This is a genomic window from Pseudomonas sp. MF06569, from assembly GCF_059862735.1.
In genome coordinates, this window is sequence record NZ_JCBCUZ010000022.1 from 34,836 (window position 1) to 49,012 (window position 14,177).

General features: G+C 58.0%; 12 protein-coding genes and 3 pseudogenes. 8 read left to right on the top strand and 7 right to left on the bottom strand.

The window, feature by feature from the left end; genetic code table 11:
- Positions 1-5: 5 nt before the first annotated feature.
- Genes AC19YQ_RS18295 through AC19YQ_RS18305 form a run of 3 tightly spaced genes read left to right on the top strand, consistent with a single transcriptional unit; the run spans position 6 to position 4,394 of the window.
- Positions 6-1,613, top strand: a complete 1,608-nt coding sequence (locus AC19YQ_RS18295) for a carboxyl transferase domain-containing protein (RefSeq protein WP_339478110.1) — start codon at positions 6-8, stop codon at positions 1,611-1,613.
- A 28-nt stretch (positions 1,614-1,641) separates the two neighbouring features.
- Positions 1,642-2,460, top strand: a complete 819-nt coding sequence (locus AC19YQ_RS18300) for a gamma-carboxygeranoyl-CoA hydratase (RefSeq protein WP_133077927.1) — start codon at positions 1,642-1,644, stop codon at positions 2,458-2,460.
- Positions 2,457-4,394, top strand: coding sequence for an acetyl/propionyl/methylcrotonyl-CoA carboxylase subunit alpha (locus AC19YQ_RS18305; protein WP_500595640.1), 1,938 nt, complete (start codon positions 2,457-2,459; stop codon positions 4,392-4,394). Before AC19YQ_RS18300 ends, AC19YQ_RS18305 begins: the two co-directional genes overlap by 4 nt.
- Positions 4,395-4,451: 57 nt before the next feature.
- Here AC19YQ_RS18305 and AC19YQ_RS18310 read toward each other — a convergent pair whose 3' ends face one another.
- Entirely contained in the window at positions 4,452-5,114 is a 663-nt protein-coding gene (locus tag AC19YQ_RS18310) for a LexA family protein (RefSeq protein ID WP_133077929.1), read from the bottom strand.
- Positions 5,115-5,243: 129 nt separating this feature from the next.
- Here AC19YQ_RS18310 and AC19YQ_RS18315 point away from each other — a divergent pair, with 129 nt between their 5' ends.
- Positions 5,244-5,591, top strand: coding sequence for a DUF6124 family protein (locus tag AC19YQ_RS18315; protein ID WP_133077930.1), 348 nt, complete (start codon positions 5,244-5,246; stop codon positions 5,589-5,591).
- 48 nt (positions 5,592-5,639) lie between these two features.
- On the opposite strand, the gene AC19YQ_RS18320 is transcribed toward AC19YQ_RS18315, so the two are convergent.
- The gene (locus tag AC19YQ_RS18320) at positions 5,640-6,692 is read right to left on the bottom strand and encodes a Glu/Leu/Phe/Val dehydrogenase dimerization domain-containing protein (RefSeq protein ID WP_500595641.1); all 1,053 of its coding nucleotides are present in this window, start codon (positions 6,690-6,692) and stop codon (positions 5,640-5,642) included.
- A 183-nt stretch (positions 6,693-6,875) separates the two neighbouring features.
- Between AC19YQ_RS18320 and AC19YQ_RS18325 the strand changes: the two genes are divergently transcribed.
- On the top strand, positions 6,876-7,349 hold the full coding sequence (locus AC19YQ_RS18325; RefSeq protein ID WP_133077932.1) for an Lrp/AsnC family transcriptional regulator: 474 nt from the start codon (positions 6,876-6,878) through the stop codon (positions 7,347-7,349).
- Between the two features lie 533 nt (positions 7,350-7,882).
- Positions 7,883-9,034, top strand: coding sequence for a M14 family metallopeptidase (locus AC19YQ_RS18330; RefSeq protein ID WP_326397571.1), 1,152 nt, complete (start codon positions 7,883-7,885; stop codon positions 9,032-9,034).
- Here AC19YQ_RS18330 and AC19YQ_RS18335 read toward each other — a convergent pair.
- From AC19YQ_RS18335 to AC19YQ_RS18345, 3 pseudogenes are all read right to left on the bottom strand, one after another.
- Positions 9,031-9,348 (bottom strand): annotated as a pseudogene (locus AC19YQ_RS18335) (spore coat protein U domain-containing protein); the annotation flags it as partial. The gene AC19YQ_RS18330 and the pseudogene AC19YQ_RS18335 sit on opposite strands and share 4 nt — an antisense overlap.
- Positions 9,344-9,502 (bottom strand): annotated as a pseudogene (locus tag AC19YQ_RS18340) (Csu type fimbrial protein); the annotation flags it as partial. The pseudogenes AC19YQ_RS18335 and AC19YQ_RS18340, both read right to left, overlap by 5 nt.
- Positions 9,487-9,663, bottom strand: a pseudogene (locus tag AC19YQ_RS18345) (spore coat protein U domain-containing protein); the annotation flags it as partial. The pseudogenes AC19YQ_RS18340 and AC19YQ_RS18345, both read right to left, overlap by 16 nt.
- Before the next feature lie 159 nt (positions 9,664-9,822).
- Here AC19YQ_RS18345 and AC19YQ_RS18350 point away from each other — a divergent pair.
- Positions 9,823-11,133: a protein kinase gene (locus tag AC19YQ_RS18350; RefSeq protein ID WP_500595642.1), complete on the top strand. Its 1,311-nt coding sequence runs from the start codon at positions 9,823-9,825 to the stop codon at positions 11,131-11,133.
- A 111-nt stretch (positions 11,134-11,244) separates the two neighbouring features.
- Here AC19YQ_RS18350 and AC19YQ_RS18355 read toward each other — a convergent pair whose 3' ends face one another.
- Both AC19YQ_RS18355 and AC19YQ_RS18360 read right to left on the bottom strand, forming a co-directional pair.
- Positions 11,245-11,949, bottom strand: a complete 705-nt coding sequence (locus AC19YQ_RS18355) for a YebC/PmpR family DNA-binding transcriptional regulator (protein ID WP_219262088.1) — start codon at positions 11,947-11,949, stop codon at positions 11,245-11,247.
- Positions 11,950-12,056: 107 nt separating this feature from the next.
- Positions 12,057-12,917 (bottom strand): LysR substrate-binding domain-containing protein, encoded by an 861-nt coding sequence (locus tag AC19YQ_RS18360; RefSeq protein ID WP_133077936.1) that lies wholly within the window; start codon positions 12,915-12,917, stop codon positions 12,057-12,059.
- A 113-nt stretch (positions 12,918-13,030) separates the two neighbouring features.
- On the opposite strand from AC19YQ_RS18360, the gene AC19YQ_RS18365 reads away from it, so the two are divergent.
- Complete coding sequence (locus AC19YQ_RS18365; protein WP_500595643.1) at positions 13,031-14,140, top strand: 2-aminoethylphosphonate--pyruvate transaminase; 1,110 nt, start codon at positions 13,031-13,033, stop codon at positions 14,138-14,140.
- Positions 14,141-14,177: the final 37 nt, after the last annotated feature.

Sequence of the window (14,177 nt, forward strand, 5' to 3'; positions counted from 1 at the left end):
TAGGCATGTCCATCTTGCATACGACGATCAACCCGCGCTCGGCCGAGTTCAGCCTCAACCGTGATGCCATGCTCAAACAGGTTGATGCCCTGCATGCCCTGCTTGAGCAGGTGCAACAGGGTGGCGGGGCCAAGGCCCAGGAGCGTCACACTTCACGGGGCAAGTTGCTGCCTCGCGAGCGTATTGATCGCCTGCTGGACAGCGGTTCGCCCTTCCTTGAGCTGAGTCAGTTGGCGGCATACAACGTGTACGGCGAAGACGTTCCAGCTGCCGGAATAATCGCCGGCATTGGCCGGGTCGAAGGCGTGGAATGCATGATTGTGGCCAACGATGCCACCGTCAAAGGCGGCTCGTACTACCCGCTGACGGTAAAAAAACACCTGCGGGCGCAAACCATCGCCGAACAGAACCGCCTGCCGTGCATCTACCTGGTGGATTCCGGTGGCGCCAACCTGCCACGCCAGGATGAAGTGTTCCCTGATCGCGAGCACTTTGGACGCATCTTCTTCAATCAGGCGAACATGAGTGCCGCGGGCATTCCGCAAATTGCCGTGGTCATGGGGTCATGCACCGCTGGCGGCGCCTATGTGCCTGCCATGGCCGACGAAGCCATCATGGTTCGCCAGCAGGCCACGATTTTTCTGGCTGGCCCGCCACTGGTCAAGGCTGCCACGGGTGAAGTCGTCAGCGCCGAGGACTTGGGCGGCGCCGATGTGCACTGCAAGATTTCAGGGGTGGCCGACCACTACGCCGACAGTGACGAACACGCGCTGGCACTGGCCCGGCGCAGCGTTGCCAATCTTAACTGGCGCAAGCTGGGCCAGTTGCAACTGCGTACGCCGCTGGCACCGTTGTATGGCCGCGAAGAGCTGTACGGCATCGTCCCGGCTGATGCCAAGCAGCCTTTTGATGTGCGTGAAGTCATTGCCCGGCTGGTGGACGGCTCAGTGTTCGATGAGTTCAAGGCCTTGTTCGGCACCACGCTGGTGTGCGGCTTTGCCCATTTACACGGCTACCCGGTAGCGATTCTGGCCAATAACGGGATTCTGTTTGCAGAGGCCGCACAAAAAGGCGCGCACTTTATCGAGTTGGCGTGCCAGCGCGGTATTCCCCTGGTCTTTCTGCAAAACATCACGGGGTTTATGGTCGGTCAAAAGTACGAAGCCGGTGGCATTGCCAAGCACGGGGCCAAATTGGTGACGGCCGTGGCGTGCGCCAAAGTACCGAAGTTCACCGTCATCATCGGCGGCAGCTTTGGTGCCGGTAACTACGGGATGTGCGGCCGCGCCTACGATCCCCGCTTTCTGTGGATGTGGCCAAACGCCCGAATTGGCGTGATGGGTGCCGAACAGGCGGCCGGGGTGCTGGTGCAGGTCAAGCGTGAACAGGCTGAACGCAATGGCGTGGCGTTCTCGGCACGGGAAGAAGCCGAGATCAAGCAGCCGATTCTCGATCAGTACGAACACCAGGGCCACCCCTACTACTCCAGCGCGCGCTTGTGGGATGACGGCGTGATCGACCCGGCGCAAACCCGCGACGTATTGGCCCTGGGCCTGTCGGCGGCACTCAATGCCCCGATCGACGCCACGCGCTTTGGCGTGTTCCGGATGTAACTCCCACAGCCATTAAGGACTGACGGACATGATTGATTTCAACACCCTCGAACTGCACACCGATCCCCGGGGTTTCGCCACCCTGTGGTTGAGCCGCGAGCAGAAGAACAACGCTTTCAACGCCGAAATGATCCGCGAGCTGATTCTTGCTCTGGACGCTGTGCAGTCTGATCCTGCCCTGCGCTTTTTGGTGCTGCGCGGGCGCGGGAAACATTTCAGCGCCGGTGCCGATCTGGCCTGGATGCAGCAATCGGCCGAACTCGACTACCACACCAATCTCGACGACGCCCGCCATCTGGCTGAATTGATGTACAACCTGGCCAAGCTGAAAATGCCAACCCTGGCAGTTGTGCAAGGTGCAGCCTACGGCGGAGCGCTGGGCCTGATCAGTGCCTGCGACATGGCCATCGGTGCGGATGACGCTCAGTTCTGCCTGTCTGAGGTACGCATCGGCTTGGCACCTGCCGTGATCAGTCCCTTCGTGGTGCAAGCCATCGGTGAGCGTGCGGCGCGGCGCTACGCCCTGACCGCTGAGCGCTTCAGCGGCCAACGTGCCCGCGAGCTGGGCTTGCTGTCAGAATGCTACCCCATCGCCGAGCTTGAGCAGCAAATCGACCACTGGACCGAAAACCTGCTGCTCAACAGTCCGCACGCGATGCGTTCGTGCAAAGACCTGCTGCGTGAAGTCAGTCATGGTGCACCGACTCTGGCCATTCGCCGCTATTGCGAAAACGCCATTGCAAGGATTCGTGTCAGCCCTGAGGGTCAGGAAGGCTTGCGTGCCTTTCTGCAAAAACGCGCTCCCAGCTGGCAAGCCGATCCATCGACCCAGGAGTCGCGCCCATGACTGCCGCTCTAACCTCTGTGCTGGTCGCCAACCGTGGCGAAATCGCCTGCCGGGTCATGCGTACCGCCAAAGCCCTGGGGCTCACAACCGTCGCCGTTCACAGCGCGACCGACCGCGATGCACGGCATTGCCGTGAAGCTGATATCTGTGTGGACCTGGGAGGCAGCAAGGCCGCCGACAGCTACCTGAAAATCGACAAGATCATCGCAGCAGCGAAGGCCAGCGGTGCTCAAGCCATTCATCCCGGCTACGGTTTTCTGTCGGAGAACGCAGGCTTTGCCCGCGCCATCGAAGCCGCAGGGCTGATTTTTCTCGGACCGCCCGCCAGCGCCATTGATGCAATGGGCAGCAAGTCCGCGGCCAAGGCCTTGATGGAAGTGGCGGGTGTACCTTTGGTGCCGGGCTATCACGGCGAAGACCAGGACCTGGAGACCTTTCGCCTGGCCGCCGAGCGCATCGGTTATCCGGTGCTGCTCAAAGCCACGGCGGGCGGTGGTGGCAAAGGCATGAAAGTCGTCGAAGAGGTCAGTCAGCTGGCTGAGGCACTGGCTTCGGCCCAGCGTGAAGCCCTGTCATCGTTTGGCGATGGGCGGATGCTGGTTGAAAAGTACGTGCTCAAACCACGTCATGTGGAAATCCAGATTTTTGCCGACCAACACGGTAACTGCCTGTACCTCAATGAACGTGACTGCTCGATCCAGCGTCGCCACCAGAAGGTCGTGGAGGAAGCGCCAGCACCCGGCCTGAGCGTTGAACAACGTCAGGCCATGGGCGAGTCTGCCGTGCGGGCGGCTCAGGCCATCGGTTATGTAGGTGCAGGGACCGTAGAGTTTTTACTGGATGCGCGAGGCGAGTTCTTCTTTATGGAGATGAACACGCGCTTGCAGGTTGAGCATCCGGTCACAGAAGCCATCACCGGGCTGGATCTTGTAGCCTGGCAAATCCGCGTGGCACGGGGTGAAGCCTTGCCCATGACCCAGGCACAAGTGCCATTACACGGCCACGCCATCGAAGTGCGCCTGTACGCTGAAGACCCGGGCAATGATTTTCTCCCGCAAACCGGACGCCTTGAGGTGTATCGCGAGTCCGCTGCAGGTCCGGGCAGGCGCGTGGACAGTGGCGTCAGTGAGGGTGACGAGATCTCACCGTTTTACGATCCGATGCTGGGCAAGCTGATTGCCTGGGGAGAAGACCGGGAGCAGGCTCGCTTGCGTTTGCTGGCGATGCTCGATGAATTTGCCATCGGCGGCCTGAAAACCAACCTGAGCTTTTTGCGCCGGATCATTGGTCATCCCGCCTTCGCAGCAGCCGAACTCGATACCGGGTTTATCCCGCGCTACGAGGCACAATTGCTGCCTGCCGTGGAGCCCCTGCCTGCAACATTCTGGTCTGCGGCCGCCGAAGCATTCGATCAAAGTCAGGCCCCACGCGTGCGCGACGATGATCCGGCGTCACCCTGGTCGGCAAACAACGGTTTTCGTAGCGGCCTGCCTGCCCGAACCTTGCTGGCATTGGCCTGCAATGGCGAGCAACAGGTCATCCACCTGAGTGGCAGTTCAGCCATTTGGCGCAATGAACAGCTCGTCATCGAACAGGACGGGGTACGGCGCCAGCACTTGGCCATTCGCCGGGCGGATGCGCTGTACTTGCGCTGGGACGGTGAGCTGCACTGCGTGCGCCTGCACGATCCGATCAGTTCCGTGGATGCCAGTCATAACGCCCAGGGCGGCCTGACAGCGCCCATGAATGGCAGCGTTGTGCGGGTGCTGGTTGAAGTCGGACAAACTGTTGAGGCGGGCGCTCAATTGGTGGTTCTTGAAGCCATGAAGATGGAACACAGCCTGCGGGCGCCCCATGGGGGCGTAGTGAAAGCCTTGTTCTTCCAGGAAGGCGAGATGGTCAGTGAAGGCTCTGCACTGGTCGAACTGGAATGAAAAAAGGCGGATACCGCAATCGGTATCCGCCTTTGCCGGGGCATTTGAAATGCGCCTCTAGAACTTGACTGTCGCCTGAACCACTACCCCGATAATCCGGCAGTTTTGATCAAACAGGGTTTTAGGATAAGTCGGGTTAAGTGGCTTCAGGTAACGTTGACCGCTCTCTTCGATCAACTGCCGAAATGTCGTCGCCTCTGACTCAGGGGTAAGGGCAATCACCATTTTGCCTGGCGTGGCCTCAATATCCGGATCGACCAGAATCATCATCCCTTGCGCGATGCTGACCCCCACCGGTGCGGTCATGGCATCCCCCGTCACCTGTAACCAAAACGCAGCCCCTTTGGCGTAATGATCACTGACCTCGAATATCGTACCGGGCGGGACAGGATAGCCCGGCAGCACCTTTTCGCTAACCTGACCTGCCGTAATCCAGTCTCTCACCGGATAACGGAATGCCGAGGTGATCTCATAGGTGTATTCGTCAGCGCCAGGCGTGTCGCCTGCGTGGCTACGCTCGCGAATCACCAGAGCGACTTCAAGGTGCTCAAGCCCGAGGGCATGCAGCACGTTGTTCATCGTCGGCAAGTCGGGTTGACGGCGTTTATTGAGCCAATGGCCGACTCCGCCCTGGGAAGCCCCGACGCGTTCGGCTAGTTTCTCTTGCGTGAGTTTGAGCTCGCGCAATTTGGTTCTGACTAAAGCGATCCATTTATCCATCTGCCGAACAATACGGATTGATTTCGACGCAACAATACACACATTGTATTATTTATTTTTAATCAATTAATACTCACTGTACGAATCTTGCCTGACTGATTCGATTAACTCCTGAAACGCAGGTAAATCATGACTTCACTTACAAAAAGCCCGCAGAAAAACGAGTCCGATTCTGAGCTTGATTCCCTTAAGGACACCGTCGCGACACAACGTGCGCTCGACTATTATTTGAAACCATCTGTTTCCCAGCACACGATGGAAAAAAAAGTGTTCCAGGTGAGCAGTGACGTCAGTCAGGAAGAAGCCTTGCTCCATGCATCAGATTATCTGCGATGTGGAATTGCCAGCGCTCATGGTGCGGCCGAGCATCTGCATGGCCCTCAACGGGACTTGCTGCTGAGCCTCGCGTTCTTCATGGAGTCATCCAAGCAACTGGTGGACAGAGCCATTGATGTACAGCCGCTGTCTGCCCATTGATGCCAGAAAAGGCGCCGGTGGCCGATCAGGACACCCGCGCCCCTCTCATCAAGCGTTAAGACGTTCTTGAGCAAGGCTATCGGCGATGCGCGTGGTGTTTTTATCCTGAGCTTTGGCCCTTAGAAAGATCTGACGCAAAGTCTCTCCAATACCTTCAACGTGCTGACGAACTTGTTCGGGCGTGCCACCGTTGTACTCGTAGGACACGTCAATAATGCCGCCCGCGTTGATCGCGTAATCCGGTGCATGCAGGCAACCCCGTCGCCACAGTTCATCAGCATGGGAGGCTTTGGCCAACTGATTGTTGGCAGCACCTGCAATCACTGGCGCACGCAGTAACTGCAAGGTGTCATCGTTGATGATTGCCCCCATCGCGCAAGGCGAAAATACATCGACGTCAAGCCCGTAGATGTCTTGGGCACTCACTGGATGAGCCCCCAGTTCGTCGATTGCGCGACGCACGTTGGCCTCCTGGATATCGTGGACCCACAGCTCAGCGCCCGCCTCTTTCAATTGTCTGGCGAGGTTGAAACCCACCTGACCAAGGCCCTGAATGGCCACCCGCAGCCCCGCCAGGTCACTACGACCCAGGCGCTGCAAGACCGCTTCGCGCAGACCGATAAACACCCCAAGCGCCGTTGCCGGAGACGGATCACCACTGCGGGTGCCGCCGCCCAGTTGCTCACGCGTACCAGCCCCCACCACATGACGGGTGCGCTGGCCCATGAGAGCCATTTCAGTGACGCCGGTGCCGGAATCCGCAGCCGTGATGTAACGCCCACCCAGGCTCTCGACAAAGCCACCCATCGCCTGGAACAGCGCTTCGCTCTTGTCCTTGCGCGGATCGCCAATAATCACCGCCTTGCCACCGCCCAACGGCAAACCGGCCAGCGCCGACTTGTAAGTCATGCCACGGGACAGGCGCAGCACATCGTTCAAGGCTTGCTCTTCATCGGCATAGGGCCACATGCGGCAGCCCCCGAGAGCCGGGCCAAGACGCGTGTTGTGCACCGCAATAATGGCTTTGAGACCCGTGGCTTTGTCATGGCAAAACTGGACGTGTTCGTGGTGATCGAATTCGGGATGAGTAAAAATCGGCATTGCGTTCTCTCTCTTGTTTTTAGCCCGGGAAGCGAGTCAGACCGATAAGTCAGTATCTGACCCGAAGCAGGGTGCGAAGCAAAAGAGTGAAGGTTTTACCTAGGAATTTTCTTTCTATTTTGTAGGAATTGTTCTGCTAATCTGCATGCATCATTCAAAAAAAATAAGAAAACAGATCAGTTCATGCAGATTAAATTAAGCGCTATTGACCGCAAGATTCTTCGCCTGCTGCAACACAATGCCGACCTGTCTGCCGCCGAAGTGGCAGAGCACGTGGAGTTGTCGCAATCGCCCTGTTGGCGCCGCATCCATCGATTGCAAGAAGAAGGCGTCATCGAGCGCAAGGTCGCCCTGCTCAATCCGAAAAAGCTCGGGCTCAATGTGGTGGTGTTCGTCAATGTGCGGTTATCAGGCCACGGGCGACGCCATCTGACCGAGTTTGAAGAAGCGATCACCGATTACCCCGAAGTGATCGAGTGCTACACGATGGCGGGCGATATGGACTACCTGCTGAAGGTGGTGACCCATGACATCGACAGTTATGAGCGCTTTCTACGCGATCACTTGTTGCAGAAGCCGCACGTTCAGGAAGCCCACTCGAATATCGCCATGAGCGAAGTCAAACGCACCACTGAGTTGCTGCTGGCATCGGGATAAAGGCCGCGTAATAGAGCCTTGGGGTGAGGAATGGAAATTTAATTTCCAAAAAGCGTGGGAAAAAACTTGCTTTGCAAATGATAATGATTACTATTGCATGCAGCTGGTCGCGAGATCAGTCGATAATTCAAGGGACCTTAGGTCGGTCTTTTGAATTACCTCCTCATCAGGCTAATCACGGTTATTTGACCCGGCTTCTAGCCGGGTCTTTTTTTTTGCGGCCAGTTATCTGGCTCTGCGTGCTTCAGGCTAATGAAGTCTTGTGTGCGGCCGGTTTTTTTCGGTGACCGCTACGATGCCGACGATGATAGCAAAAGAACATCGGGAAACGGAAGCCTGAAGTCCTGGACTATGGCCGTAATGGCAATCTAGCACTTGAGAATCACTCGCAAAAACCCTACACTTGCGCAGCGTCAAGGACGACGCCCCCCCTTCGTTTTTCCCTCCATCTTATTGTCCAAAATTCCGTATTGGCCTAATGCCATTGCACTGTACAGTAACGCCCACAACTATCAGATTTCGGGATTTTGACGATGACTGTGGCGCCCTCTTCACTTCATATCAGCAGTGACTTCGACAGCGGCAATGTCCAGGTGCTGGATGCCAGTAATCCGCTGCAGGTAAAACTGGCCATCAAACCAGATACCAAAAGCCCGCATTTTCAGTGGTTCCACTTCAAGGCCGATGGCCTGACACCGGGACACACGCACCATTTCCAATTAAGCAACGCCGGCCAGTCTTCCTATAACAAAGCGTGGGATGGTTATCAGGCGGTGGCTTCGTACGACCATGAAAACTGGTTCCGCGTACCGAGCGATTTCGACGGTACCTCGTTGAACGTTCACCTTGCCGCCGAGCAGCCTCAGGCCTGGTTCGCCTACTTCGAACCTTACAGCCGCGAACGCCACGATCAGTTGATCAAGAACGCCCTGCAGTGGTCAGGCTGCCAGTTGCTGGCCACCGGTAAAAGTGCCGAGGGGCGGGATATCCAGTTGTTGCGCAAAGGCAACGGCGCCAGCCACAAACGCAAGATCTGGATCATCGCCCAGCAGCACCCGGGCGAACACATGGCCGAATGGTTTATGGAAGGCATTTTCGAACGCCTGGAACAGGGCAGCGATCCCCAAATGCGCAAGCTGCTGGACTTTGCCGACCTGTACCTGATCCCGAACATGAACCCGGACGGCGCGTTTCACGGGCACTTGCGCACCAATGCCAATGGCCAGGACTTGAACCGCGCCTGGCAAAACACCAGCCCCCAGGTCAGCCCTGAAGTGTTCTTCGCCCTGGAGCAAATGACCCACTACGGTGTCGATCTGTTCCTGGATATCCACGGCGACGAAGAAATCCCCTATGTGTTCACGGCGGGCTGTGAAGGCAATCCTGGCTACACCCCTCGCCTGGCGACCCTGGAGGAACGTTTTCGCAGCCACCTCAGCGGCCTGACCAAAGACTTTCAGACTGCCCATGGCTACACCCGCGACGAGCCGGGCCAAGCCAACATGACCCTGGCCTGCAACAGCGTCGGCCAGCGCTTCGACTGCCTGTCGCTGACGCTGGAAATGCCGTTCAAGGACAACAACGATGCGCCGAACCCGCAAACCGGCTGGGATGGAAAACGCTCGAAGCAGTTGGCCAAGGACGTGCTGACCACCCTGTCGGCCATGGTCAGGGAACTGCGTTAAAAGCCCACATCCAGCACCACGTTGTCGGTATAGGTACCCGCTGGCGGCGTGGTCTGGTCGGTGTAGATTTTGGCGTTGTAGTTGAAAATCTGACTGCCATTGCCCAACCCGTTACCGGGAAAAAACTCGGCCGACGAACTCGCCCGTCGAGCGGCGCCCACACTGACGGGGCGTGCGCCATCGCCCAACCTTACCGGGTAGGCACTGCCCTTGGTGCAGTTGACACTGATGGTCTGGCTGGCCGTTGAAAACGCGCTGACCACCGGTGCGGGTGCGCTGCCAAAACTGATCGAAGGTGCGCTGATGCATGCATTGCAGCGTCACCCCACCCGCCAGCGCCACAGTCACTGCTGCGGTGGACAACGCCGAATTCGTCCCGAAATTCAGGCTGCCATAAAGCCCTCCGGCCCTGTTTACCAGGCAGCCCGCCACGATGCTCGTGCTGACTGGCAACGTTTGCTGACAGGCGCATTGGCCGGCAACGGTATTTGACGGGCCGGGTCACGAAAGAGTCGAAAAGGGATGGGAGGGCTACCCGGCCCCAGGGCCAAATAGCGAACATCAGCGGTGTCACCATGCTGGCCGCCATCGATCTGAATTTGATAGGTGGTGTCAGGGTTGCACTCAAGGGAGACGACGGCCCGTCCAGCTACGTAAGAAATTAAGCAAAGTTATGCTAAGTACAACTTTTAGCCTACGCCAACGGGTGCAAATACTCGGCCACAGGTCGAATAGTCGTTATTATGCGCGACACTTTTTGCGCCACCCACGAGTAACCGACCCTGCTTATGGATACCCTCGCTAAACTGCGCGCCGGCCAATTGGCGGGCCTCAAACGTCTTGATCTGTCGTGCGGACTTACCGAGTTCCCGGACGAAATTTTCCAGCTTGCCGACTCCCTGGAAATTCTCAACCTCAGCGGTAACGCCCTGAGCAGCTTGCCCGACGACCTGCATCGCCTGAGCCATTTGCGCATCCTGTTTTGCTCGGACAATCAGTTCACCGAGCTGCCAGCATGCCTGGGGCAGTGCGCACAGTTGAGCATGATTGGCTTCAAGGCCAACCGCATCGAAAGCGTACCCGGCACCGCGCTGCCGCCTTTGCTGCGCTGGCTGATCCTGACCGACAACTGCATCGAACAATTACCCGAAGAACTGGGCCAGCGACCCCTGCTGCAAAAGCTGATGCTGGCCGGTAATCGCCTGCAGCAGCTGCCCAGCAGCCTGGCCAGTTGTGAGCGCCTGGAATTGATCCGCTTGGCTGCCAACCAATTCAGCGAGCTGCCCGACAGGCTGCTGGCACTGCCGAGCCTGAGCTGGCTGGCCTACGCTGGCAATCCGTTGCGTGAAGATGCCAGCGCTCATCGCCCGCCTGACGACACGCCGGATATTGATTGGTCGCACCTTGAGCTTGAGCACAAGTTGGGCGAAGGCGCTTCAGGAATCATTTATCAAGCCCGGTGGACTGCCCCCGGTCAGGCGGACCAGTCAGTTGCCGTCAAGCTGTACAAGGGCAGCATCACCAGCGACGGCTCGCCCCTCAATGAAATGAATGCCTGCATCGCTGCGGGGCAACACCCCAACCTGATCAAGGTATTGGGCCGTGTGGCGGGGCATCCTGACAACCAGGCCGGTCTGGTCATGGAGCTGATCGACCCGTCATTCATCAACCTTGCGGCCCTGCCCAGTTTTGATACCTGTAGCCGCGACGTGTATGCCAACAGCACCCGGTTTACCGGCGAAAGTGCCTTGCGCATCGCTCGCGGCATAGCCTCGGCGGCAGACCATTTGCACGCGCAGGGCATCTGTCATGGCGATTTGTACGGGCACAATATTCTGTTCAATGCCCAAGGCGAATGCCTGCTGGGGGATTTTGGCGCCGCGTGCTTCCACGCCATTGACGACAGTTCGCACAGCCGTGCGCTGCAACGCATTGAAGTGCGAGCATTCGGGATTTTATTGGGGGAATTGCTGGAGCGTATCGACTCGGGCCTGAGCGATCAGCAGCGCAGTGACCTGCAAGGCCTGCAACAGCGTTGCATCCAGCCTGACGTGTTGGCACGGCCGGGGTTTGTTCAAATCAGTCAGGAACTGGCATGAAAACCTGTAGCCGATGACGAGGTACGAGGCTGCGATAAGGGCTGAAAGAGGTTCAACCCATCGCAGCCTCGCTACGCTCCTCAGCGACTACAGAAGAACGTTGCTTCAGACTCAGGCCAACGCCACAAACATGTCCTGCACGTCGTCCTGCTCTTCCAGCTTGGCCAGGAACTCCTGGACTTCTGCCATTTGCTCGTCAGTCAGACCACTGACCGGGTTTTTCGGCTGGTAGCCCAACTTGGCCGACAACACGGTGAAGCCCTGCTCAGGCAGTGCTTTTTGTACGGTGTCTAGGTCAGTCGGTTCAGTGATGAACAAGGTAGTGCCTTCTTCTTCACCTTCTTCGAAGTCCTGAGCGCCCGCTTCGATTGCGGCCATTTCAGGATCTGCGTCCGGGGTATCAGGCTTGGCTTCGATCATGCCAACGTGGTTGAAGTCCCACGCCACCGAACCCGAAGCACCCAGCTGCCCCTTGCGGAAGGCAACACGGATTTCAGCCACGGTACGGTTGATGTTGTCCGTCAGGCACTCAATGATCAGCGGTACCTGGTGAGGTGCAAAACCTTCATAGGTGACACGATGGTATTGCACGGCTTCAGTACCGATACCGGCACCTTTATTGATCGCGCGCTTGATGGTGTCAGCTGGCATCGAGGCTTTCTTGGCCTGTTCATAAACCAGACGCAAGTGCGAGTTCATGTCCGGATCGGCGCCGTTGCGCGCAGCAACCGTCAGTTCCTTGGCCAACTTGCCAAAAATCTTGCCACGGCTGTTGGCGGCGTCCGCTTTATGTTTAACCTTCCACTGTGCGCCCATTACTCACTCTCTCAATCGGGTGTGTCGCGGCATATCGGCCGTCGAATGGGCGCAAGTTTATACGCCCGCAAGTCGGCAATCGACCAAAAAATCCAATCGCTGCCTGCTTAAGCCTTGCCCAGCTCCATAAACGCCTTGATCAGCCGCAACTCGGCGCGCCGTTCCATGCAACCCAGCATATGCAGGTTGACGAGCCCCGCACCGTTGATCGGCACCGCACACACTCGAGGGTCATGGCTGACTTCTACCGACGACACAATGCCCACACCGAGCTGTGCTGCCACGGCCTCGGTAACGGCTTCACGACTGTCCAGCTCCAGCAACACCCGCGGGGTGACCCCGGCCTGAGCACAGGCGCTGTCAAAGGTGCGACGGGTAATCGACGTCGGTTCACGCAACACCATGATCACCTGGTCCAATTGTGAAATAGCGATGCCATCCGGCAAAGCCTGCCATGGGTGATTGGCCGGCACCAAGGCGCATATCCGCGACTCATCCAACGGACGCAAGGTCAGGCCTTTGCGCGGTTCTACTTCCGTCAGCACGGCTACATCGACATGTTCCGACAACAACGCCGCCAAGGTTTCCTGGGCATTGCCCAAACGCAAGTTCACGGTTATTCCCGGATAACGCGCCCGCAGGCCAGCCAGCATCGGCATCACCAGATGCGGGCCGTCGGCCGCTACCTCAAGCCGCCCGGTGAGCAGTTGGCGATTGGCCTCCAGCATGACCTGTGCCTCATCCACCAAACCAAACATGGCTCGCGTGATGGCCGCCAGCCTGGTGCCTTCTTCAGTCAGCTCCACACGCCTGGCCGTACGTCGCAGCAAGGTGATCTGGTAGTGCTCCTCAAGCGCCTTGATGTGCCCCGTAACGGCTGGCTGGCTGATAAAAAGTCGGGCCGCAGCCCGGGTAAAACTGCCTTCTCGGGCCACCGCGTCAAAGGCACGAAGCTGAAATAAATTCATGCATAACCCTCACTGATGGCTGGCATAACAACAAACAATTTGATTGATATCAACTCAAACTGCAATTTATGCCCTGTAACCAGTAGCCATCCAATGCTTGCGAGAATTTCAGAATGAGTACTGCCGCGCCGATCCTGCTGACCCCTGGCCCACTGACGACGTCGGCGCGAACCCGCCGGGCGATGATGGTCGACTGGGGTTCCTGGGATGACAGTTTCAACCAGCTGACTGCCAGCCTCTGCGAGCAACTGCTGGCCATTATCAACGGCGGGATCAGCCATCACTGCGTGCCTCTGCAAGGCAGCGGCACCTTCGCCGTCGAGGCCGCCATCGGTACCCTTGTGCCACGAGATGGCAATGTGCTCGTACTGATCAACGGTGCCTACGGCAAGCGACTGGCCAGGATCTGCGAAGTGCTGGGGCGTCGTTTCAGCACCTTTGAAACGGCTGAAGACCAGCCCACCACCGCTGCCGACGTAGACCGCCTTCTGCGTGCCGACCCGAGCATCACCCATGTGGCCCTGATTCACTGCGAAACCAGTACCGGGATTCTTAATCCACTGCCCGAAATTGCAGCGGTCATTGCTCAACAAGGTAAACGTCTGATCATCGACGCCATGAGTTCTTTCGGCGCCCTGCCCATCGATGCACAGCAAGTCCCTTTCGACGCGCTGATCGCAGCGTCCGGCAAATGCCTGGAGGGGGTGCCGGGCATGGGGTTTGTCTTCGCCCGCAAAGAGGCGCTGCAGAACGCATCGGGCAACAGTCACTCACTGGCGATGGACCTGTTTGATCAGCACGCCTATATGACCAAAACAGGCCAATGGCGCTTCACTCCACCCACACACGTGGTCGCGGCCTTGCACGAAGCCCTGCTGCAGTACAACGAAGAAGGCGGTTTACCAGCACGCCACCAGCGTTATGCCGACAACTGCCAGACGCTACTCGACGGCATGGCCGCCCTGGGTATTCGCAGCTTCCTGCCCGAGGCCATTCAGGCTCCGGTTATCGTCACCTTCCATGCGCCCAAAGATCCGCGCTACCAGTTCAAGGAGTTCTACGAACGCGTGAAAGCCAAGGGTTTCATCTTGTACCCGGGTAAATTGACCCAGGTCGAAACCTTCCGTGTGGGCTGCATAGGCCACGTCAATCAGGCCGAGATCCAGGCTGCGGTGAATGCCATAGGCCAAGTGCTACATGAGATGGAAGTCTTCGACATTTGATGGTGTGGGACAGGCTAGAACAACCCAAATTACTTCG